The following is a 21,644-nucleotide window of genomic DNA, read 5'->3' as shown; positions in this document are numbered from 1 at the left end:
TCGCGCCTTCCGCGATAGGCGGGGCGGTGATGCGCGCAGGCGCTTGCCGCCCCGCTTTTTTGCTTTTAAATTCCGGCGGGCGTGCGGGGCCTGTCTCTTATACACATCGAGATGTGTATAAGAGACAGCGACAGGGCGGGCGGGAGGGGCGGGGCCACGCCGCCGCGCCGTCGAGCTGCCGCCTGCACGGCAGTAGCTCCGCGCGCGAAGCGCGGCACAAAATGGAATGATGAACTACGTGTTTGTAGAAGAAATGTCCGAAGATGAGCTTTTGGCCCGCTTTTTGCCGCTCCTCCCGCAAGCTTCTGGCGCGGTGGTGCCCAGCGGCGACGACTGCGCGGTGCTACCGATGAGCGATGGTCGGGTGGCCATTTCCACCGACATGCTGGTCGAGGGCGTTCACTTTCGACGCGACTGGTCCACCGGGCGCGACGTCGGCTGGCGCGCGGCCATGCAAAACATCGCCGACGCGGTGGCTATGGGAGCGCGCCCGGTGAGCCTGGTGATCGGCCTGGAGCTACCGGGCCGGCTCCCGGTGAGCTGGGTGGAGGACTTCGCGCGGGGCCTTGCCGATGCCTGCGCGCCGCTTGGTTGCGGGGTCGACGGCGGAGATCTCGTCTCGGGGGATCGCGTCACTATTGGGGTGACCGTCCTGGGAGACCTCGAGGGACGCGATCCGCTCCTGCGGCGATCGGCGCAACCGGGGGAGGCCCTCATCCACGTGGGTAATCTGGGGCGCTCGGCGGCGGGATATGAGCTTTTGCGCCGCGGATTTTCACCGCAAGTTGGCAATTACGCGAACCAAGAAACCCTGCTCATCGATGATTTTCGCCGCCCCAAGCCGCCGGTAATCCAAGCCCTTGGCGCGGCCCGTGCGGGTGAGCTCAGCGCCTTCATAGACGTTTCGGACGGCCTGGTGCGTGACGCAACCCGGCTGGCCAAGGCTTCAAAGGTATGGGTCGATATTGATACCGCGGTGCTCGAACCCGCCATGCACGCGCTATTGCCGGTGGCGCGCCATCTGGGAAGAAGCGATCCGGTGGACTGGGCCTATCGCTGCGTCCTCACCGGCGGAGAAGACCATGGCTTCCTCGGCACCCTCAATCGCCCGCACGTGCGGGCGTGGGGGATGCGCACCCCGGTTCTGCCCGAAGGCTTTACCCGTATTGGCACTATTCGGGAAGCGCATGCGGCCGGCCGCGTGACGCTCGATGGGAAAGACGTCGTAGGCTTGGGCGGCTGGGATCACTTCGCTCCGTCGGCCGGCGCGGATTAGCTTCGCCGCGGCGCCGACTTTCGGCTAGGTGAGAACGATTCTTATAGTGAGTGAGGCAACAGTGCTATGCGAAGATCGGGCCGTTTAGCCACTTCAAATTTCCGCAAATTTCGGAAAGATGGTGAGATGACGGCACCGCGTGGAGATCGCGTGGTGGCCGCGAGAGCCGATTCGCTAGAGCTCTTGCAGGTACGAAGACGTCACTATACGCAACCAAGGAGGCAATATGCGTGCAGCAGTAGTTCGTGAAAACAGTGATGGACACGTAGATTTCAAGGATGATTTCGAGCTTCGCCCGATCAAGGCCAATGAGGCAAAGGTCAAGGTTGAGTACTCTGGCCTGTGCCACACCGATATCCACGTCGCATCTGGCGACTTCGGCGAGGTCCCTGGCCGCGTTCTTGGTCACGAGGGCATCGGCATCGTCGAGGAAATTGGTGAGGACGTCACCTCCCTCAAGGTTGGCGACCGTGTTTCGATTGCCTGGTTCTTCGCTGGTTGCGGCCACTGTGAGTACTGCGTGACCGGCAATGAGACCCTGTGTCGCAACGTGGAGAACGCCGGCTATAACGTCGACGGCGCGATGGCCGAGTACTGCATCGTCAAGGCTGACTACGCGGTGAAGGTTCCGGAAGGCCTGGATCCGGTGGAAGCCTCGTCGATTACCTGCGCTGGCGTGACCACCTACAAGGCTCTCAAGGTTGGTGAGACCAAGCCGGGCCAGTGGGTTGCGATTTACGGTGCTGGCGGGCTTGGAAACCTGGCCATCCAGTACGCCAAGAACGTTTTCAAGGCGAAGGTCATCGCCGTCGATATCAACGACGAGAAGCTTGAGTCCGCCAAGAAGATTGGCGCGGACCTCGTGGTCAACTCCGGCAAGGTTGATTCCGGGGAGTGGATTCAGGAGAAGGTCGGCGGCGCTCACGTGGCCGTCGTAACCGCCGTGAACCCGGCAGCCTTCAACCAGGCCGTTGGTTGCGTTCGCGCCAACGGCAACGTGGTGTGCGTGGGCCTGCCCAACGGCGCCATCGATCTGCCGATCGTCAAGACCGTACTCGACGGCATCAAGGTGAAGGGCTCGCTGGTGGGCACCCGCCAGGATTTGGCCGAGGCGTTCCAGTTCGGTGCCGATGGCCTGGTCAAGCCGATCGTCAAGACCCGTCCGCTTTCCGATCTGAATGACATGATCGACGAAATGCTTGACGGCAAGATCGAAGGCCGCATGGTCGTCGACTTCTCGCTCTAAAGCGATAGCGGCTTAAACACTTGTGGCCGCTCCCTTCGGGGAGCGGCCACAAACGTAATGCTTAGATTCTAAGCGGCGCGCTGCACCTTTCCAGCCTTGAGGCAGGACGTACAAACATTAAGGCGCTTCGGGGCACCCTTGACCAGGGCGCGCACACGCTGGATGTTCGGGTTCCAGCGGCGGTTCGTCCGCACGTGAGAGTGCGAGACGCTCTTGCCGAAGCCCGGGCGCTTGCCACAGATATCGCAAACAGAAGCCACGGTTATCTCCTTCGGGTTTCCGGAGCCTCGTGCTCCAGATAAGAATTGCAACCCGTCTAGTGTAGCCTGTTGAGCCTGGCCGAACAAATAGCGGTGTCGTGGGATTGGGCACCTTCTGCGTCACAATCTCGGGTAACCTTGGTGGGGCAGGAGGCGGCGATGAAAGATGCAAAAGCGCAGGCAGATGTGCGCAATTCCGCCGTCGTCTCGGATAGTTGGACCGCACTAAGCACTCCGCTGTGGCGTTCCTTGGGCAAACGAACCGCCCAGCAATTGGAAAAAATCGGCTTGGAAACCGTGGCGGACCTCATCTATCACTTCCCGTTTAGGTACGCCACGCGCGGGCAATTGCTCCCTATTCGCGCCCTGCGTGACGGCGAGGCCGTCACCGTTATCGCTCGCGTTCTCGATACCAACTTGCGCCCCATGAATGCCCGCCGCGGCTTCATCTTGAATGTTCGCATTTCCGACGGCGAGCAAATCCTCGAACTCACCTTCTTCGGAAAGTCCGCACGCCCCCTGAAATACCACGAAAGTCGCCTTTTGCCTGGGACTGTGGCGATTTTTTCGGGCACGGTTTCTTCCTACCGCGGTCAGCTTCAGCTCACCCATCCCGATTACGAATTGACCGACGGCTACGTCGACCCTGAACGCATTACCCGGCCAATTCCCATTTACCATGCCTCGGTGAAAATGCCGTCCTGGAAAATTCAGCGCGCCGTGGCCACCGTGCTTCCTAGCCTCAGTGCCGGCGATCTTCTCGATCCGCTACCGCCGGCCTACCGCGCAGCGCACGGCCTTCCGGAGCTGTACGCCGCCATTCACCAGCTCCACGAACCTGCGAATGCGGGAGAGTGGGCACGCGCCCGCGAGCGCATGAAGCACGAGGAGGCTTTTGTGTTGCAGGCCGCGCTGGCTCAGCGAGCGGCGCGCATGCACCGGCAGGAAACCCGTCGATACCCGAAGATTTCGGGCGGAATTCTCGACGCCTTCGACGCGCGCCTGCCCTTTACGTTAACCGCCGGGCAACGCCAGGTGGGCGAAGAAATCGCTCGCGACCTCGCGGCTCCCAGCCCCATGCAACGCCTGCTTGAAGGAGACGTGGGGTCGGGAAAAACAATTGTGGCCCTGCGCGCGATGCTGCAGGTGATCGACGGCGGTGGCCAAGCCGCCTTGCTGGCGCCGACGGAAGTTTTAGCCCAGCAACATCTGCGTTCGATTCAATCTCTGCTGGGGGATTTAGATGCGGGCGGCCAGCTCGGGGCGCCCGAGCACGCAACGCGAGTGGAGCTGCTGACGGGGTCGATGACGGCTGGGGAACGGCGCAAAGCGTTGGCCCGGCTCGCCTCCGGCCAGGCGGGAATTGTGGTGGGCACCCACGCTCTGCTGTCCGACGATGTGCAGTTGCCGTTCCTCGGCCTGGCGGTGGTGGACGAACAGCACCGCTTTGGCGTGGATCAGCGCGAGCGACTAGCGCGGGGAATACATACGCTGGTGATGACGGCTACCCCAATCCCGCGCACGCTGGCCATGACGATCTTTGGCGACCTGGAGATTTCGACTTTGCGCGAATCGCCCGGCGGAAGAGCGGGGATTTCCACCACCCTGGTTCCGTCGCAAAACGGACCGTGGATGGCCCGGGCCTGGCAGCGTGCCCGCGAGGAAATCGATGCCGGCGGGCGAGTGTACGTTGTTTGCCCGCGCATTGGTGATGAGGCTGAAGGCCCGGCGCCCAGCGCGGAGCAAAGCACGGCGCCAAGCCCAGCGGACGGCGAGGCCTCCGAACTCGCCTCGGTGGAGGAGACTGCCGAGCGGCTGGCCGCGCTCCCGCAACTGGCCGGAGTGCAGATTGGCACCCTGCACGGGCGAATGGGAGCCGATGAAAAGCTGGAGCGAATGCGAGAGTTTGCTTCCGGAGCGGCGCCTCTTCTCGTCGCAACCACGGTGATTGAGGTGGGAGTGGACGTGCCGGAGGCGACCATGATGATTATTTTGGATGCCGATCGCTTCGGCCTATCCCAGCTCCACCAGCTTCGCGGGCGCATTGGGCGCGGCACGAAGCCGGGCGTGTGCTTAGCCGTTTCTGACGCGCCGGCCGGCTCGCTCGCCGCTCGCCGCTTGGAAGCCTTTGCGTCAACGACCGACGGTTTCGCGCTGGCCGAAAAAGATATGGAACTGCGCGATGAGGGTGATGTGCTGGGATCGCAGCAGGCCGGCGGGCATAGCCACCTGCGTTTCCTCTCGGTGGTGCGCGACTCCGATATAGCCACTCAGGCGCGCTTGGGTGCGCAGGCGGTTATCGCCGCGGACCCCGAGCTCTCCGAGCATGGCGCGCTGGCTCAGGCCATTGCGCGCCTTGATACCGAGCGAGCCGAGTACTTGGAAAGGGGATAGAGATGACGCGAATTGTAGCGGGATCCGCCAAGGGAAAAACCTTGCGAGTGCCAAAGTTCGGTACCCGGCCCACTTCCGAAAAGGTGCGTGAAGCAATGTTTTCGAGTCTGGAAAACCGCGGGTTTATTCGCGGATGCCAGATCGTTGATCTATTCAGTGGCTCGGGAGCGCTTGGCCTAGAGGCGAAGAGCCGCGGCGCTGAAAGCGTAGTGTGCGTGGAGGCCGCCCGCCCGGCGGCGGAGATTATTCGCGAAAACGCCCTCGCCGCGCGCCTGGATGTGAGCGTAGTGGCTATGAAAGCCGAAACCTGGGTGGCCCAGGAACGCGAGCGGATAGCAACAGCGCCCGGAGCGGGAACAAACACCGAGCCCGAGCAGGAGCAGATGGGCTACGACGTCGTCTTTATGGACCCGCCCTACATCTACGGCGAACCCAAACTCGCTCAGCTTTTAGTCGCGGTGGCGGAGATTCTAGCGCCGGACGGAATCGCCGTCGTCGAACGTGACCACAAATCACCCCAACCACTTTGGCCGGAGGGCTGGGAGCTCATTGGAAACAAAACATACGGCGATACCCGCGTGTGGACCGCGGGTCCGACCCTGGAAAACAGCTAGGCTAAAGCCATGAGTCTTGCCGTCTGTCCCGGTTCTTTCGATCCGGTCACCTACGGGCACCTCGATATTTTCGAGCGCGCCGCGCAAATGTTTGATCGCGTGATTATCGCGGTGGCCCATAACGCCAGCAAGAAGGCGCTATTTACCGCCGAAGAACGCATTGAATTCATTCGCCAATCCGTAGGAGCAGATCCGCGCATTGAGGTGCGCGGGGTCGAGGGGCTACTGGTCGATTTTTGTGCCGACGCCGGCGCCTCGGCGATTGTTAAGGGCCTGCGCAGTGGGATAGATTTGGATGCCGAGTACCCGATGGCCCTCATGAACAGGGAGCTATCGGGGATCGAAACGATTTTTGTGCTCGGCGATCCGGCCAAGGGTCATATAGCCTCATCATTGGTTAAAGACGTCGCCCTGCACGGCGGCGACGTCAGCAGTTTTGTTCCGGGATGCGTCGCCCGGGCATTGGAGGAGAGATACGCATGAGCGATAACACCCGCGCACGGTCCGTGATGGAGATTTTGGATGAACTCATCGCTATCGTCGACGAAGCCCGGTCCATTCCGATGTCCGCGTCGGTGATGGTCAACCGTTCGGAAATGCTTGATCTACTCACCGCGGCGCGCGATACCGTACCCGACCAAATGGTTCAGGCGGACGACGTCCTGGCCGATGTGGATCGGGTGCAGGCCCAGGCCCGTAGCGACGCGCAGAGCATCGTCGATTCGGCGCAAGAAGAAGGGGCGCGAATCGTTACCGAGGCACGCGCTCGCGCCGAGCGCCTGGTTTCCGAAGATGCCATCACGGTTGCCGCGCGGAGCGAGGCCCAGCGCATTGAAGACGAAGCCAAGATTAAGGCGGAACGGCTGAAGGAAGGCGCCAATAGCTATGCCGATTCCACTCTGGCGGAGCTGGAGGGCCGGGTAGCTGAGGTGGCGCGCTCGGTGGAAGAAATTGCGGCGACGGCGAACTCCGAAATTGATCACGCACTCTCCCAAATCTATGCGGGCCGCCAGGTGATCGCCTCGCGTAAGCAGGATTCCGAGCAGGCCTTTGCGGTCGCGGATTCGCGCGAGTACACCGAGGAGAGCGTTTTCAGCTCCCGCCAGGCCGATGCGGGTGCGCCATCCGGTGCCCACGCGCGCGAGGACGTCAGCGGAGACGAGTACCGCGAAGACTATCGCGAAGACGACTAACGTTCTTGGCGGGGGCGTCGCTCAGCAGTGCTTCACCGGCAAGGCTCACTGGCAGAGACAAGAACAACACCGACGAGAGTAAGAAAATCGAGGGCAAAGCTAGAAAGAATAATTGCGGCGAGAGCAATCGAACTGAAGACCGGGCATCGCGGTGACGCATAGCCAAGACCGAACGAGCAAGGACCTAAATAGCATGTCTGAACGGAATCAATTCGTCATCTCACTCGTTGACCTTCCGCATCAGGAGGGCAGCATTATTCATAGCGAGGAGACGTACACGGCTCCCGCTGATATGGGCCTAGAGCTAATAGCGGTGCCGGAAGGCTCGCCGCTCGAGACCTCGCTAGACATCACCTCCGTTTCAGAGGGCGTCTTTATTGGCGGAACCGTGAATTTTGAGGTGCGCGGTCAGTGCGCACGATGCCTGCGCGATATTTCCGATGAGCGCGAGCAGAAAATTGCCGATCTGGCCTACTATCCGGAGCGGCGCGACGCACTGATGGCGGAGGGTGACGAGGACGCCGAGGAGCACGCCGTCGTCGATCACGACGCCGTTGATATTGAATCGATTTTGCGGGATGCAATCGTCCTCAATCTTCCTTTCAAACCTCTCTGCTCGCCGGATTGCCGCGGGCTATGTTCGGGTTGCGGGCAGCGTTTGGACGATTTGCCCGCCGATCATCACCACCAGGCTCCGCCAATTCGCTCGGCGGCGCTCGACGCACTGGAGGCCCAGTTGCGTGCGGGAGGCGCCACGGACGAGAATTCGGCCGCATAGCGTAGTTTGGGCTGCCGCGCTGAGGTATAGCGCGGAGTGGCGGCCCGCAAAATCGCTTCGACTGGCGGCGCCCGGCATACCTCGCTTAGTGTGGCCGTGGTTAGCAAGGCGACGCAATAGGTAAAGGAGACAACCACGGGTTACAAAGAATTGATCGCGCAATGGGGTGTGGATATCTCGCGCCCGCTACTGCGGCGCGCGCTGACGCATCGTAGCTTCGCTTTTGAGAGGGATGAACCCCATAACGAGCGCCTGGAGTTCCTCGGCGATTCGGTGCTCGGCCTAATTATCGCTGAGCGCGTGTATCGGGAGTTCCCCGATGCCAGCGAAGGTGATATGTCGCGGATTAAGACCAACGCGGTTTCCGAGCGGGCCTTGGCCGACGTAGCGCGGCAAATTAATCTCGGCGAGCATCTGCGCCTCGGCGTCGGCGAAAACCGCTCCGGCGGGCGCGATAAGGATTCCATTCTCTCTGACACCGTCGAAGCGCTTATCGCGGCAACATATTTGGAACACGGCATGGAGACCACCCGAGGTATCGTGGAAAAGCTTCTCGAAGGCAAGGTGGAAGAAGCCTCCGCTTTGCCGCCCAACCTCGATTGGCAGACCAGCTTTGAAGAAGTCGCGCACGCCCAAGGGCTTGAGGGAACCATGAGCTTCGAGATTTCCTCCACCGGCCCCGACCACGCGCGAGTTTTCACGGCGGTGGCCTTTATGGGCGGAAAACGCTGGGGGACGGGCGAGGGCACCTCGCAGAAGGCGGCCCGCCACGCTGCGGCGGAAGCAAGCTATCGCCTCATTACTAAGGCGAGCAAGTAGCCCGGCGCGGCGGAGCAAAATGCCTGAACTACCCGAAGTCGAATCGGTGCGCAGGGGACTCGTCCAGCACGCGGCCGGCCAGCGAATCCACAGCGTTCAGACCTTCGGAAATCGAGTAATCCGTTACGCGCCGGCGGGTCTGCAATCGGTCATTGGTGCGCGTATCCGCGCGGTCGCGCGCCGCGGAAAGTTTCTCTGGTTTGAGCTCGATGACGCCGCTGGTAGCTGGGCGGGAAATGCGAGTAGCGCCGCCGGCGCGGCGGACGGGTGCGGCGGGCCTAGCCTCGCTCTCGTTGCTCATCTGGGAATGTCTGGGCAGTTTCGCGTGGACTCGGAACCGGAGCGCCACCTGCGGGCACGCTTGCTCTTCGAGAACGGGACGCGGCTGGATTTCATTGACCAGCGCACCTTTGGCTATTTGGCGCCGGCAGCCTTGGTGCCCACGCCGGATGGAGACCGGGGCGGCGAGGGGAGTACTGGTCCATACATTCCTGCGAACATCGTTCACATTGCTCGTGATGTGCTCGATCCGGCCCTCAATGTGCCGGAATTTGAGCGGGCATTGGGCGCAAAATGCACCGCCGTGAAGACCGCGCTACTGGATCAGACCTTGATTTCTGGAGTTGGAAATATCTACGCCGACGAGGCCTTGTTCCGAGCCGGTATCCATCCGCGTCAGCCCGCGTCCACTCTGAAAATGGTGGAAATAACCCGTCTTCTGGACGCGCTCGGGGAGGTGTTGCGGGAGGCACTGCGGGCCGGCGGTACTAGCTTCGATGCGCTATACGTCCACGTTAACGGCGAGTCGGGGTATTTCGAGCGCAGTCTTCGCGTCTACGGACGAGCTGGCAAACAGTGTTTACAATGCGGGGGCGTGGTAAAGCGGATTATGCAAGGTGGCCGCTCGGCGAGCTTTTGCCCGTGTTGCCAGCCCCTGCGCCGCCGCAAGTTGCGGTAACGCCGCCCGGCCGCGCCGCACGCGACACCTTGAATACCGCAGTGAGAGCGCCGCCACGTTCGAGGTGAGGAGGACGAAGTTTGCTCCGCTTCTCGATAGAATTTGGGCAGAGTAAGACGAGAAGAAGCACAGGAGGAAGAGTCACCGTGGCAGAAAATATTCGGGTCATGATCATTGACGATCACGAGGTGGTTCGGCGCGGAATCGCCGAGGTGGTCGATCGCTCCGACGGCCTGGAAGTTGTTGCCGAAGCGGGGAGCGTGCAGGAGGCGGTTCGCCGCGGCGAGCTGGTGCGCCCGGACGTTGCGCTGGTTGATTTGCGCCTGGCTGACGGCACCGGAATCGACATTATGGACCAGTTCCGCGAGGTCTCCCCGGATACCAAGTGCATTGTTCTCACTTCGTTCGACGATGACGATGCGCTGGCGGAGTCACTTGAGGCCGGGGCACGTGCCTACCTGCTGAAGTCTGTTCGCGGCGCGGAGATTTCTGACAATATCCGCGCGGTTGCCGCCGGGCGGGTGCTTTTGGATGAACGAACCGTCTCGCGCCGGCGCGCTGATCATGACGATCCGACCGCCGATTTGACTCCCTCGGAGCGCAATGTATTGGAGCTGATTGGCGACGGCCTTTCGAACCGCGAGATTGGCGAGAAGCTCGGGGTGGCGGAAAAGACGGTGAAGAACCACATCACCAGCTTGCTTTCCAAGATGGGATTGCAGCGGCGCACCCAGGTAGCGGCTTGGGTTGCTGGCCAGCGCGCCACCGGCTGGCGAAACCAGTAGCACCTACGAGATCGCGGCCGTCCAGCGTAGTCGCGTGCCCGAATCCGCGCGCGGACTAATCGAGAATGTGCCGTGATGGCGCTGAGCTCGGGCGGCCAAATTCGACAGCCCGCTTCGCCGCCCGGTTTCTTTAACGCCGACGCCGTCGTCCTCCACCGTGACGATGGCGCGGTGATTCGCTACCTCGACCCGCACCCAAATTGAATTGGGCTGCGCGTGACGAACGGCGTTGGAAAGCCCCTCGCGGACCACGGCCACAATATCGTCGGAAAGGTCGGCGCCGAGGGCATCGTCTAGCTCAGTGCTGAGGGAATCGGTGATGTTCTCGCCAAGGAGGAGAACCTCGAACGCCGGATCAAAGCCGAGTTGAGAGGTGACGGCAGATACCTCACGGCGCAGACGGTTCAGAATAGGCACGGTGGCGTCGGGGTCGCGTAGCGAGTAGATGATTTGGCGGATTTGCCCCACCGATTCGTCAATGGACGAGATGGCGTGGTCGAGGGTCTGCAAAACCTTGGGTGGCACCGTGGCTTCGCCGGAAAGATCCGCTTTGGCGGCAGAAAGCGCCATACCGGAGGCGAAAAGCTGCTGAATTGCGAAATCGTGCAAATCGCGGGAGATGCGCGAGCGGTCTTCTAATTGCGCAGCTTGCGCCTGTACGTGGCGGGCGGAGGCAAGCTCGAGGGCGAGGGTGGCCTGGCTTGCCACGTTCTCGGCCATTGACAAATCGGCTAAATCAAATTCCTGCGAGCCGGGAGTTCGGCCCAGCACAATTACGCCTTTTGATTCGCCGCGTGCAGCCATGGGCGCGTAGAGGACCGGTGCGAAACGCTTGAGCTTTTCGGAGATATGTTCAATGGCGGAGATATCTCCAATGACTCGCCCGCGTCCTTCGCGCGCCACCCGCAGAGCAAGGCCTTCGGGTGCGGCGAGGGTGCCGACCAAATCTTCGGTGCCCCGCCCATCGGCAATCTCGCACATCCACATATCGCCGACCGAGGGAAGAATAATCAGCGCGGCATCCGCCTGCGCCACCTTCCGCATCTCATTAGCAATGAGCCGCAGGGCGTCTTCTTCGTCGCTGCCCTTGAGGAGCTCGGAGGTGATGGCTCGGGAAGCCGCAATCCATCGGGCGCGCGAGTTTGACTCCTCGTAGAGTCGGGCGTTTTCGACCGCGATGGCCGCCGCGGAGACCAGTAGCTCAATGTTTTGGGTGTCGATTGCATCGAAGGCTGCTGGTTTATTGAAAATAAAGAGGTAGCCCACGGTTTTCCCCACCGAGGAAATGGCCGCGATGAGTTGCCGGTGGAGCCAGTCTTCTTCCGCTCCCGCCGCAGCGGTCACGCCCGCGCCTCTGCTGACACCTGGGGTGCTGGCGCTTGGGCTGGGCACGCTACCGCCTCGTCCGCAAGTTTCGGCCAACTGCTGGCGCAGGGCGGAGATACCATCATTGCCAATGACGATTCCCTGCGCTGGAAGAAGGTGAATAATGCTGGAAACAAAGCGGCGGGCGGCGGCTTCACTCGGGCCCTCTCCGGGCTTGCCGGCCAGAAGAATATTTGTTGGCTCACCGAGTGAGCTCACCAGGACGATCATGGCTGATTTGGCGCCGGTGGTGGCCAGTGCGCCTTCGGCGAGATTTTGTAAGACGGCGGTTTGATCGAGGCGGGACGTCAGTTGCAAAGCCCGCGAAATCATCGCCGTCAAATCTCTAGCCATTTACGCCTCCTGTGCACACGACCAAGCATATTGCGGAACTGAGGCAAGCAGTTCCTCATGGGTTCCCGAATGCGCCACCCGTACCTGTCCGTCGCCATCGCGCTCCAAGAGGAGAACGCGATCGGCCGCATCGAGGGGAGTGAGGCGGTGGGTTGCCAGGATAATCGTACGCGGATGGTCAGCCCGTTTACCGGCCCGCAGGAGATCACGAATGAGCGGATCAGCGGTTTCCGGATCCAGGTGTTCGCCGGGTTCATCGAGCAATAGGTAGTCCGCCGGCGATGCCAAGGCGCGGGCGAGCAAGAGTCGGCGTCGTTCACCACCGGAAATGGTGGCAGCGTCCTCACCCATAACGGTGTGGATACCCTCGGGTAACTGGCTCAGCCACTCACCCAGGCCAACCTCGATAAGCAACAGCACGGCTTCGCGCTCGGTCACCGAGGGGCGCGCCACGCGCAGATTCTCCAGCACGGTGGTCTCAAAAATATGCGCGTCTTCCGCGGTCAACGAGAGTTTTTCGGAAACTTCGGAGCGTTCCAGAGCGGAAACTTCGGCGCCGTCAAGCCGCATGCTACCGGCGTGGGGGCGAAGCATTCCCGCAATGGTGTAGAGGGTGGTCGATTTGCCAATTCCGGAAGGCCCCACGATTGCGATTGCTTCGTTTTGCTCGACGTGGAAATTGAACGGGCCGGCCACATCGGGGCCGCCCGGCCAACCCACCACCAAATCCTCAGCCATCAGGCCGTGCTCATTTTCGCGCGGGGTGGGGGCGTTGGTGGCCGTCTCGGTAGTTTCGGCGCGGTCCAGAAGATCCAGAATGCGCTCCGCCGCCTTGGCCGAACGGACAAGCTGAATTGCCGCCTCGCCCAGGCCGTTGGTTACCTCGAATGCGGCCAGCGGGGTCAAAACGCACACCGCGAGGGCAGTTTCGGAAAGCATTCCGTGCGCGAGCTGCCACGAACCAATAACAATGGCGAGCACAACCGTCAGACCCATCGCCAGGGTGTCAATTGCGATGGCCAGGGCCTGCGGGCGGGCCGCGGCGTCGCGATTACGGAAAATTTTGTGCTCGGTTTCCTCCTGCGCCGCCTCCATCGTGCGTAGCTGGCCGGAAATGCGCAGCTCATCGGCGGAGTCCATCATGGTCAGTGCCTGCGAGGAGATTTCACTCCGGTCGCGGACCTGGGTTTCCTCGGCGATTCGCCCGCCTTTGAGCGCGAAGTAGGGCGCGATGATTCCTGAACAGAGCAGTCCCAAAAGAAGCACCACCGCGATCGGCCAGGAGAGCACGCCAATAATAATGATGGAAAGAAGGGAGACGAGAACCGCCACACAAGCGGGTTGCACGGCCTTCACAATGACGTCGCCGATGGAGTCGACGTCGGTGTTCATTCGCGCCAGCAAGTCGCCGCGCCGCACCGAGGTGACGACGTCGGTGGAGGATTTGGCCAGCGTGCTATAAACCCGGGTGCGCAACGATGACATTCCATACAGGGCCACGCGGTGGGAGAAAAATCGATTGAAATAGCGCAGTACGGCTTTGGAGACGCCAAGGGCGCGCACCGCGGTGGCCGAAACGGCCAGCGCCATAACGGGCGGCATTTGCGAGGCGCGCGTAATCATCCATGCGGATACCGCCGAAAGACCAACGGATGAGCCGATACCTACCGAACCAGCAAGCACGGAAAGCAAGAAGTCGCGGCGGTTTACGCCGAGCAGCTCGATGCTTCGCTTGAGCGCAATTCTTTCGCTACGTGGTAGTGCCTTCACTTTGCGGCCTCCTGCTTTCCGGCGCGCTGTGCCTTCGCCTTTGTCCTTTTCTTTTTGGAGCCGCCCGAGCGTTCCATCGCGGCAATTGCGTTATCATTTCGACCGCCGGCCACCCGAATCTCATCCTCAGCCGGAGCGTGCGCGGCGAGAAATTCCGGGGTAGCGGTAGCGGAAACGACGTCGATAACGTGATCGGCGATTTGCACCAGCGCTTGCCGATGCGCAATGACCACCACGGTTCGGCCCTGCGCGCGAATAGCCTGTACCGCCCGGACCACGTGGTTTTCCGAGCGAGCATCCAAATGCGCCGAGGGCTCATCGAGGAGCACCAGCGGGGAATCTTCCAGCAGGGCGCGGGTGAGGGCGAGGCGCTGGCGCTGGCCCACCGAAAGTCCTACGCCGCCTTGGCCAATAACGGTTTGCCAGCCGTCAGGGAGGCTGTCAATTACCTCAATGAATCCGGCCAGCTCCGCCGCCTCACGCAGTTCCGGACTCAGCTCGGTGCCGAGATTCTCCAGGACGGTTCCGGGAGTGAGGACGGGCCGCTGCGGTACCCAGGTAATTTGCTGCCACAAACTTTCCCGCTCAATATCAGTAATCGGAACGCCGTCGACCTTCACCGTTCCCTCGGTGGGATTGACGAAGCGGGTCAGTACCGAGATCGAGGTGGATTTACCAGAGCCGGATTTGCCACGCAGGGCGGTGATCTCACCCGGCTCAATTCGGGCGCTGAGGCGATGCGGCGCAACCGTTTCGCGGCCCGGTGCGAGCACCGAAAGATTTTCAAAAACAATGGGGCTATCGGTCAGGGAGGGCGCGGGCAGGTCGCCGTCGGCGAGCGGTGCTTCAAGAATGTCGAGCGCCTGCTGGGAGGCGGCCACGCCGTTGGAGGAGGCGTGGAATTGCGTGCCGACCTCGCGAATCGGGTTGAAGACTTCCGGGGTGAGCATAATAATCGTCAGGCCCGCGAAAAGCCCGAGGTTGCCGGCGACCATGCGCAGACCGACCTCAACCGCTACCAGGGCAGTGGAGAGGGTGGTGAGAAACTCCAGCACGCCGCCGGAAAGGAAGGCGACGACGAGGGTCTGCATGGTCTTGCGCGCGTAATCATCACCGAGTTGCTTGACGCGCGCGGCCGGCTGCTTTTCGCGCCCCAGGCCCTTGAGCGTGGAAAGGCCACCCAACAGGTCGAGGAGTTGCTGGCCAAGGCGCTGCATGGAGGCAAGCCGCTCGCTGGCAAAAGCCGCCGTCATGCGCCCCACCAAGATCATAAAAGTCGGTACCAGGGGAATGCACAGCACAATAATCATGGCGCTTACCCAGTCGAGCACCAGCACGGTAATCAGCGCCACCGGCGTGGCGAGCACACACAGCACAAGTTGGGGGAGGAACTTGACGAAGTAAGGTTCCAAATCGTCGAGTCCCGAGGTGACGAGGGTGGTGGTCGACGACGAACGGCCTTCCGACAGCCAGCGCGGGCCCAAGTCACCCGCTTTGCGCAATACCCGAGCCCGCAACGCGGCAATGGTGCGCAGAGCCGCGCGGTGGCCGTAGGCTTCCCGGCCGTAGCGCAAGGCGGCCCGCAGGGCGAAGACCAGCGCGAGGGCAATGACCATCCCGTAAATTTCGTTGTAGGCCCGCACCCCGTCGATTACGGGGGAGATGGCGCCGGCGATCAGGAAGCACTGCGCCAAAATAAGGCAGGTTTCGATGGCTCCTAAACCGCCCAGGCCGATGATGTAACGGCGAGCGTGGCTCACATGGGCCATGAGCCGCGGATCAAAAGGTTTCACGTTGAGACTCTCCAAACATGTAATGCTCAACTAAGTTTAGCGAGGAAGTGGTGTAGGCCAGGAAAGGCCTACCCGCGCGCCCGCTTGTCATAGCGGGTGGGTGGCACCGGCCAAAGCGTGCCTGTCGCCTGCGAGCGAAAGTTTGGGGTGCGTATCGAACTGATACGCACCCCAAACGTGCTTTATGCAAGCTCAGCTAGTGCATGCAACCAAGCAGGCGACTAGGCGAGCGTTTCAAATTCGCGGATCTTCTTGGGATCCAAACCAACCGGCTCTTCGGGAATTTGGCCCGCGTCAATGCGCTTGCGGAACACCCAGTAAGCCCAGATGGTGTAGGCCAAGACCACCGGCACGAACAGGCACGCGGCGATCGTCATAACGATCTGCGTGGGGCCGGTTGCGGCGGCTTGGGCCAAGGTGAGCGAGTAGCCCTCGGCAATCGAAGACTTCATCGCGTAGGGGAAGAACATCGCGAAGATCATCACCACGGCCATTGCGATTCCGGCGAAGTGGAGGCCGAAGGCAACCGTCTCGCGACCCGCGTAGATCATCGCAACCGCGGCCAAGAGGAGCACGGCGCAGATAGCGAGCGGGATAATCGCGAGGGTCTGAGAGCTGTAAGCGAAGAAGCCCCACAGCGCCCACACCGCGGCCAAGCCGGTGGAAACCAGCGAGGACTTCTTGGTGATGTTCAGGTACTTTTCACGCAGATCGCCCGCGAGCTTGATGGAAAGCCAGAGCGCTCCGTGGGTGAAGAAGAGAGCCAGAACCACCAGCCCGGCCACCAGGGTGAACGGGGTGAAGAGCGAAAGGAATCCGCCCGTCAGGTAGTGGTGGTTATCGGCGAGGGCTTCCACGCCTACCGCATCAGCGGGGATTGCGTGGAAAGTGCCGCCGGCTTCGTCATAGCGGCCCACTTCAATTTGCATACCCTGCACGAAGTTTCCGAAAGCAACACCGAAGACAACCGGGGTCACCCAGCACACCACGGTATGCCCGATATCCCAGAAGTTACGCCAGGCGTAGGTGTTGATCATCTTGCGCCACTCCAGCGCGCAGATGCGGATGATCAGGCAGAGGAGGATGAGGACGAGGGCGATAAACATTCCCGAGAACCAGGTGGCATACCATTCGGGGAACGCCGCGAAGGTGGCGCCACCGGCGGTAAGAAGCCAAACTTCGTTGCCGTCCCAGTGCGGACCAATCGAGTTGATGAGCGCGCGGCGCTCACGTTCGTCCTTGGCCACCGTCTTGAGCATCATGCCGGTACCAAAGCCAAATCCCTCCAGGGATACGTAGCCGATCCAGCACACGGCAATAATGACGAACCAAAGGACCGTTAGCGGTGTCAATGTAAATTCCACTGGAGATCCTCCTTAGTACACGAACTGCGGAGTATCCACAGCGTCGTATTCGATGACCTTCTTATGCGTGTTGATGCCTTCCTTCAGGTAGCGACCAAGCAGCCAGATCCACACGCAACCCAGAGCGCTGTAGAGCACGGTGAAGGCGGTGAGGGAGAACGCAACCGAGGCGGCGGTGACGCCGTGGGAGACACCCATATTCGTCAAGAGCAAGACGCCGTCGATCTGGGAAGGATAAACAACCCAGGGCTGACGGCCCATTTCGGTAAGCATCCAGCCCGCCGAGTTGGCGAGGAAGGGAAGCGGAACCATCCAGAGCCAGAAGGTGCCCCACTTTTCGGAGCGGATCAGCTTGTCGCCGCGCAGAGCAAAGAGCGCTCCGCCGCAGATGAGGATGCTGAGCATTCCGATACCAACCATGACGCGGAAGGCATAGTAGGAAACTAGTACGTTCGGCGTTGCGGCGTCTGCGCCGTAAAGCTCGGTGTACTTGGCAACCAGCTCGTCATTGACATTTTCCATTTGCTGAACGCCTTCGAGGACCTGCGCGTTCGCTTCGTCAATCGACTGCAAACGCGACTCGGGGCCGGTGAAGTGGTTGGTCATCATGAACGATTCCAGACCCGGGATCGGGATGTAGATCTCGGTGGCGTTCTCGCAGTCGCTACCCCACATCACCAAGGAAAGCTTGGCGTTTTCTTCACCCTGGCATACGCCCATCATCGCGGCGGCCTTGGTGGGCTGAATCTGACCCAGGTGCTGGCCCATGAAGTGGCCCGAAAGAGCAGCCACAATCGCGGCGACCAGACCGACCCAAGCACCAATCTTGGCGGAGGGCTTCCAGTAGTCACGCGCTTCGACGTCGTTGCCGGTAAGCCGAATCGAGCGGGCCATCCACCAGATGGAGAAGCCTGCCACCAGGACACCGGCCAGCATCAGCGCTGCCGAAAGCATGTGAAGGTAGGTCAACTGCCAGGTGGTGCCAAACAGCTTAAGGAAGCCGCTGACGCCGTCGAGCTCGGCGCGCCCGGTCACCGGGTTGAACACCGCGCCCTGCGGGTTCTGCATGAAGGAGTTAGCGGCCAGAATGAAGGCCGCGGAAAGAACGGTGCCGATCGAGAAGCACCAAATCGCCAGGTTGTGCATCTTGGGGGAGAGACGTCCCTTGCCGAAGATCCACAGGCCCAGGAAGGTGGACTCCAGGAAGAATGCCAGCAGGGCCTCGAAGGCCAGCGGCGCACCGAAAATATCACCCACGAAACGTGAGTACTCGGACCAGTTCAAACCGAACTGGAACTCTTGCACGATGCCGGTGGCAACACCCAATGCAAAATTAATGAGAAGAATCTTGCCGAAGAAGTCGGTGATGCGCTGCCACTTGGGGTCGCCCGTTTTGCGGGCCTTGGTTTGCATATACGCGACAAGCAAGGACAGTCCGACCGTCAGGGGTACCTGCAAGAAGTGGTACACCGTGGTGACGCCAAACTGCCATCGCGCTAGGGTGAGAGGATCCACCTTTTCACCTTTCTGATGTTTTCACTACGTGGTTTGAATGCCGAAGAGGCGAGTAGGAAACTCACTATTCCGACAATTCTTAGGTTCAAACATTCGCGGGCCCGAAAGTCTGCGCACGATTCAACCTTTCGATTTGAGCTTAGTCTGGAACAGGTCAGATGAAGGTATTAACGCGTCAAAGGCTTCATGTTAATGGCGTGAAGTAATGGCGGGCTTGGAAGTTTTAGCGACACCTTTTCGAAATCCGGGACTAAAGTCCTTGCGCGGCATTTTTGCTGGCCGTGTCTCCGGTTTTGCGCCTGGGGAGAGAATCCCATCATGTTCCCTCCCGGTTTTGCGCCTCACTGTGTAATCTTTTGTCTGGATTTTCGGGTGGTGCCGCATCATCCCGAAACTCGACTTGCGTCGCAGTGCTGTTCCACCGCCAAACAGGCGAGATGTTGATCAAGGATTCTTGGCGCGCAATCGAGGTGAGAGCTTTTTCGCGAAGGATTTCGCGATATAGATCGGTAAGCGCGAATGCGGGGCGCGAGCCGTTAGGGAAGTGCAGGCGCATGGGTCTCAATGGCAAGGTCTCGGCCCCCGAAGGGGAGTCGAGCGCGGAAAATAATAATGAATCGGTGGTTACAACTTTCAGTAACCCCTTTGCCTCCGGCCTCCTTTTCCAGGAGCCGGACGAATCGAATGCCATTCGAGTTACTCGGGTGGTCGAGGACGATGAACTCGAAGACGAAGTAGACGAGCCGGCCCCCAAGCCGGCGAGGCGTAGCTCTAAAAAAGAGGAGTCGGGCAAGAATCGCCAATCGAAGAATTCTTCTGGTTCCGATAAGAATAAAGGCCGGAAGTCTAGCTCTGATTCTGCCGGAGACGACGAGGCGGACGGAAGCGATTCCCGGCCGCGGCGGCGGCGTCGTTCGCTCAGCAGCGACAACGAGGTAAGCGCCCCGCGCGGTTCCACTCGACTCGCCGCCAAGCGCCAGCGTCGCAAGGATTCGCGCGACGCCGGACGTCGCCGCCACGTGGTCACCGAAGTGGAATACCTCGCCCGCCGCGAAGCCGTCAAGCGCGAGATGCTGGTGCGCGAGGAAGATGGCCTCAACCAGATCGCCGTGCTTGAGGACGGCGTGCTGGTGGAACACTACGTGGCTCGGCATACGCAAGTTTCGATGGTTGGCAACGTTTACCTCGGGCGGGTGCAAAACGTCCTGCCCTCAATGGAAGCGGCCTTCGTGGATATCGGCAAGGGACGCAATGCAGTTCTGTACGCCGGCGAAGTGGATTGGGCCGCCGCCGGAGTGACCGGCAAGAACAAGCGTATCGAGCAGGCGCTCAAGAGTGGGGACACGGTTCTGGTGCAGGTCACCAAGAATCCGATAGGCCACAAGGGCGCGCGCCTGACCTCCCAGGTGACCCTCGCCGGGCGCCACCTGGTGTTGGTTCCGGGTGGGCAAATGACGGGTATTTCCCGCAAGCTTCCCGAGAAGGAGCGGCGGCGTCTGAAGAAGCTTCTGCGCGAGATTGTTCCCGAGGAGCACGGCGTCATTGTTCGCACGGCGGCCGAAGGCGCGACGGCGGAGCAACTGGCGGCGGATGTGGAGCGCCTTAGCGCAACCTGGAAAGAAATCAGCGAAAAGTCAAAGAACACAAAGGGTGCGCCGAAGGTTCTTAAGGAAGAACCCGAGCTGGCCGTTCGCGTAGTTCGCGATATCTTCAACGAGGATTTTGAGAGCCTGCGGGTGCAGGGAGACGATGCCTTCAACACCATCTCGCGTTACGTTAAAGAGATGTCTCCGGAGCTGACGGACCGGGTTTCGAAGTGGACCGAGCGTGGTGATATTTTTGCCGAAAACCGGGTAGACGAGCAGCTCGCCAAAGCATTTGACCGCAAGGTATGGCTCCCCAGCGGCGGCACGCTGATCATTGACCGTACCGAGGCAATGACGGTCATTGACGTCAACACGGGCAAGTTCACCGGTTCTGGCGGCTCGCTGGAAGAGACCGTGACCCGCAATAACCTCGAAGCGGCCGAGGAAATCGTGCGCCAGCTACGCCTGCGCGATATTGGTGGAATCATCGTTATTGACTTCATCGATATGGTGCTTGAATCTAATCAGGATCTGGTGCAACGCCGACTAGTGGAATGCCTGGGACGGGATCGCACTCGCCACCAGGTCTCCGAGGTGACGAGCTTGGGTCTGATTCAAATGACGCGTAAGCGCGTGGGCCAGGGGCTGGTCGAGGCATTCTCCACCCCGTGCGAGGCCTGCGATGGGCGCGGCTATATCATTCATGACCACGCCGTTGAGAAGGGTGAGCCCAGCGGTGGTTCCGCCAAGCGTAAGAAGCGGCGCGAGTCGCAGAATACGAAGGCAGCCAAGCGCAGATCGGAGGCGCAGCGTTCGGCTGCGGGAGCGGCTATGAACTCGATTGCCCAGGCGGGTCACGGCGAAAAGGATCCCGAGGGCGAGGCGCAGGCTGAGCACTCTGGCGCGGTTTCTAGCGGCGAAACGAGCGGCAACGGGCACGACCGGGGTGGCAACCGTAATGACCGGAGTGGTAACGGGCGCAACGGCGTCGACCGCAAGGACGTCGACCGCAAGGACGTCGACCGGGAGAGTAACAACGGGCGAGGCCCCGAAGAAGTGGGAACGGATTCGCCGTCGCGCGACCAAGCGGGCGAGGAAAAGGCGTCCGGTAGAAAGCAGCGCGGTGATTCGCGCCGCGAGCGAGGTGAGCGTTCCAAGCGTGCGGCCAGGACCGGCCGCAAACCGCTGGCAACATCCGGGCAGCAGTCCGAAGGAGCCGAGGCGCCGGCGGCAAAGTCCGCGAGCGGCGCGGCGAAGCATTCGGGACAAGCAGCAAAGCCTGCGGGAAGCTCGGCGAAGGCCGGCGCAGCGGATAAGCCTCGCGCTAAGCGGCGTGGGGTACTCTCCAGCGGGGTGGTGACGCCAAAGAAGACGAAGGCGGAAAGCGGCGGCGCCCAGCGCTTGATTACCGCGGCTCCCTCGGGTGGCTTGCAGATCACCTCCGGTGCATCGGCGCCGGTGCGCGGGGTACTCTCGAGCGGAACCATTTCTACCGGCACCAAGCAGCGGGGAACCATTACCCTGCGGCGCGGCGCGGAAGAAAATAAGTAGAAAATAAGTAAGTGTCGAAGACC

17 protein-coding genes are annotated in these 21,644 nt (G+C 61.2%); 11 read left to right on the top strand and 6 right to left on the bottom strand.

Features of this window, described 5'->3' with window-relative positions:
* Positions 1 to 229: 229 nt before the first annotated feature.
* Both thiL and adhP read left to right on the top strand, forming a co-directional pair.
* The gene (gene thiL, locus BN2664_RS03185; RefSeq protein WP_231723439.1) at positions 230 to 1,276 is read left to right on the top strand and encodes a thiamine-phosphate kinase; all 1,047 of its coding nucleotides are present in this window, start codon (positions 230 to 232) and stop codon (positions 1,274 to 1,276) included.
* 226 nt (positions 1,277 to 1,502) lie between these two features.
* Positions 1,503 to 2,522, top strand: coding sequence for an alcohol dehydrogenase AdhP (adhP, locus tag BN2664_RS03180; protein WP_007001658.1), 1,020 nt, complete (start codon positions 1,503 to 1,505; stop codon positions 2,520 to 2,522).
* Between the two features lie 68 nt (positions 2,523 to 2,590).
* Here the strand turns inward: adhP and rpmB are convergent, their stop codons facing one another.
* On the bottom strand, positions 2,591 to 2,782 hold the full coding sequence (gene rpmB / locus BN2664_RS03175) for a 50S ribosomal protein L28 (protein WP_007001659.1): 192 nt from the start codon (positions 2,780 to 2,782) through the stop codon (positions 2,591 to 2,593).
* Positions 2,783 to 2,941: 159 nt separating this feature from the next.
* Between rpmB and BN2664_RS03170 the strand changes: the two genes are divergently transcribed.
* The 8 genes from BN2664_RS03170 (at position 2,942) to BN2664_RS03135 (ending at position 10,323) form a co-directional block, all read left to right on the top strand.
* Positions 2,942 to 5,176 (top strand): ATP-dependent DNA helicase RecG, encoded by a 2,235-nt coding sequence (locus BN2664_RS03170; RefSeq protein ID WP_007001660.1) that lies wholly within the window; start codon positions 2,942 to 2,944, stop codon positions 5,174 to 5,176.
* Between the two features lie 2 nt (positions 5,177 to 5,178).
* Positions 5,179 to 5,790, top strand: a complete 612-nt coding sequence (gene rsmD / locus BN2664_RS03165; protein ID WP_007001661.1) for a 16S rRNA (guanine(966)-N(2))-methyltransferase RsmD — start codon at positions 5,179 to 5,181, stop codon at positions 5,788 to 5,790.
* Between the two features lie 9 nt (positions 5,791 to 5,799).
* On the top strand, positions 5,800 to 6,273 hold the full coding sequence (gene coaD / locus BN2664_RS03160; protein ID WP_007001662.1) for a pantetheine-phosphate adenylyltransferase: 474 nt from the start codon (positions 5,800 to 5,802) through the stop codon (positions 6,271 to 6,273).
* Positions 6,270 to 6,983 carry a hypothetical protein gene (locus BN2664_RS03155; protein ID WP_007001663.1) on the top strand — a complete coding sequence of 238 codons (714 nt, stop codon included), beginning with the start codon at positions 6,270 to 6,272 and terminating at the stop codon, positions 6,981 to 6,983. Before coaD ends, BN2664_RS03155 begins: the two co-directional genes overlap by 4 nt.
* A 193-nt stretch (positions 6,984 to 7,176) precedes the next feature.
* On the top strand, positions 7,177 to 7,761 hold the full coding sequence (locus tag BN2664_RS03150; RefSeq protein ID WP_007001664.1) for a YceD family protein: 585 nt from the start codon (positions 7,177 to 7,179) through the stop codon (positions 7,759 to 7,761).
* A gap of 150 nt (positions 7,762 to 7,911) precedes the next feature.
* Positions 7,912 to 8,580 carry a ribonuclease III gene (rnc, locus tag BN2664_RS03145; RefSeq protein WP_155856638.1) on the top strand — a complete coding sequence of 223 codons (669 nt, stop codon included), beginning with the start codon at positions 7,912 to 7,914 and terminating at the stop codon, positions 8,578 to 8,580.
* 19 nt (positions 8,581 to 8,599) lie between these two features.
* Entirely contained in the window at positions 8,600 to 9,538 is a 939-nt protein-coding gene (gene mutM, locus BN2664_RS03140; RefSeq protein WP_007001666.1) for a bifunctional DNA-formamidopyrimidine glycosylase/DNA-(apurinic or apyrimidinic site) lyase, read from the top strand.
* Positions 9,539 to 9,705: 167 nt separating this feature from the next.
* Positions 9,706 to 10,323 (top strand): response regulator, encoded by a 618-nt coding sequence (locus BN2664_RS03135; RefSeq protein ID WP_051014188.1) that lies wholly within the window; start codon positions 9,706 to 9,708, stop codon positions 10,321 to 10,323.
* 3 nt (positions 10,324 to 10,326) lie between these two features.
* Here the strand turns inward: BN2664_RS03135 and BN2664_RS03130 are convergent, their stop codons facing one another.
* From BN2664_RS03130 to BN2664_RS03110, 5 genes are all read right to left on the bottom strand, one after another.
* Complete coding sequence (locus BN2664_RS03130; RefSeq protein WP_007001668.1) at positions 10,327 to 12,042, bottom strand: GAF domain-containing sensor histidine kinase; 1,716 nt, start codon at positions 12,040 to 12,042, stop codon at positions 10,327 to 10,329.
* Positions 12,043 to 13,812: a thiol reductant ABC exporter subunit CydC gene (gene cydC, locus BN2664_RS03125; RefSeq protein WP_007001669.1), complete on the bottom strand. Its 1,770-nt coding sequence runs from the start codon at positions 13,810 to 13,812 to the stop codon at positions 12,043 to 12,045. It lies immediately after the preceding gene.
* Positions 13,809 to 15,605: a thiol reductant ABC exporter subunit CydD gene (gene cydD / locus BN2664_RS03120; RefSeq protein WP_007001670.1), complete on the bottom strand. Its 1,797-nt coding sequence runs from the start codon at positions 15,603 to 15,605 to the stop codon at positions 13,809 to 13,811. The genes cydC and cydD overlap by 4 nt, the downstream gene beginning before the upstream one ends.
* A 221-nt stretch (positions 15,606 to 15,826) precedes the next feature.
* On the bottom strand, positions 15,827 to 16,969 hold the full coding sequence (cydB, locus tag BN2664_RS03115; RefSeq protein ID WP_007001671.1) for a cytochrome d ubiquinol oxidase subunit II: 1,143 nt from the start codon (positions 16,967 to 16,969) through the stop codon (positions 15,827 to 15,829).
* A 12-nt stretch (positions 16,970 to 16,981) separates the two neighbouring features.
* The gene (locus tag BN2664_RS03110) at positions 16,982 to 18,484 is read right to left on the bottom strand and encodes a cytochrome ubiquinol oxidase subunit I (protein ID WP_007001672.1); all 1,503 of its coding nucleotides are present in this window, start codon (positions 18,482 to 18,484) and stop codon (positions 16,982 to 16,984) included.
* A 554-nt stretch (positions 18,485 to 19,038) separates the two neighbouring features.
* On the opposite strand from BN2664_RS03110, the gene BN2664_RS03105 reads away from it, so the two are divergent.
* The gene (locus BN2664_RS03105) at positions 19,039 to 21,621 is read left to right on the top strand and encodes an Rne/Rng family ribonuclease (RefSeq protein ID WP_007001674.1); all 2,583 of its coding nucleotides are present in this window, start codon (positions 19,039 to 19,041) and stop codon (positions 21,619 to 21,621) included.
* Positions 21,622 to 21,644 lie beyond the last annotated feature (23 nt).

Origin of the sequence: Actinobaculum massiliense (assembly GCF_001457435.1) — a bacterium.
Taxonomy (GTDB): domain Bacteria; phylum Actinomycetota; class Actinomycetes; order Actinomycetales; family Actinomycetaceae; genus Actinobaculum; species Actinobaculum massiliense.
This window is presented reverse-complemented; position numbering and strand designations above follow the sequence as displayed.

What these genes read in the sequence shown, in the direction of transcription:
- BN2664_RS03105 (WP_007001674.1), top strand. Translation starts at nt 19,039, where the DNA reads ATGGGTCTCAATGGCAAGGTCTCGGCCCCCGAAGGGGAGTCGAGCGCG.
- thiL (WP_231723439.1), top strand. Translation starts at nt 230, where the DNA reads ATGAACTACGTGTTTGTAGAAGAAATGTCCGAAGATGAGCTTTTGGCC.
- adhP (WP_007001658.1), top strand. Translation starts at nt 1,503, where the DNA reads ATGCGTGCAGCAGTAGTTCGTGAAAACAGTGATGGACACGTAGATTTC.
- BN2664_RS03130 (WP_007001668.1), bottom strand. Translation starts at nt 12,042, where the DNA reads ATGGCTAGAGATTTGACGGCGATGATTTCGCGGGCTTTGCAACTGACG.
- coaD (WP_007001662.1), top strand. Translation starts at nt 5,800, where the DNA reads ATGAGTCTTGCCGTCTGTCCCGGTTCTTTCGATCCGGTCACCTACGGG.
- rsmD (WP_007001661.1), top strand. Translation starts at nt 5,179, where the DNA reads ATGACGCGAATTGTAGCGGGATCCGCCAAGGGAAAAACCTTGCGAGTG.
- mutM (WP_007001666.1), top strand. Translation starts at nt 8,600, where the DNA reads ATGCCTGAACTACCCGAAGTCGAATCGGTGCGCAGGGGACTCGTCCAG.
- BN2664_RS03170 (WP_007001660.1), top strand. Translation starts at nt 2,942, where the DNA reads ATGAAAGATGCAAAAGCGCAGGCAGATGTGCGCAATTCCGCCGTCGTC.
- BN2664_RS03135 (WP_051014188.1), top strand. Translation starts at nt 9,706, where the DNA reads ATGATCATTGACGATCACGAGGTGGTTCGGCGCGGAATCGCCGAGGTG.
- BN2664_RS03150 (WP_007001664.1), top strand. Translation starts at nt 7,177, where the DNA reads ATGTCTGAACGGAATCAATTCGTCATCTCACTCGTTGACCTTCCGCAT.
- BN2664_RS03155 (WP_007001663.1), top strand. Translation starts at nt 6,270, where the DNA reads ATGAGCGATAACACCCGCGCACGGTCCGTGATGGAGATTTTGGATGAA.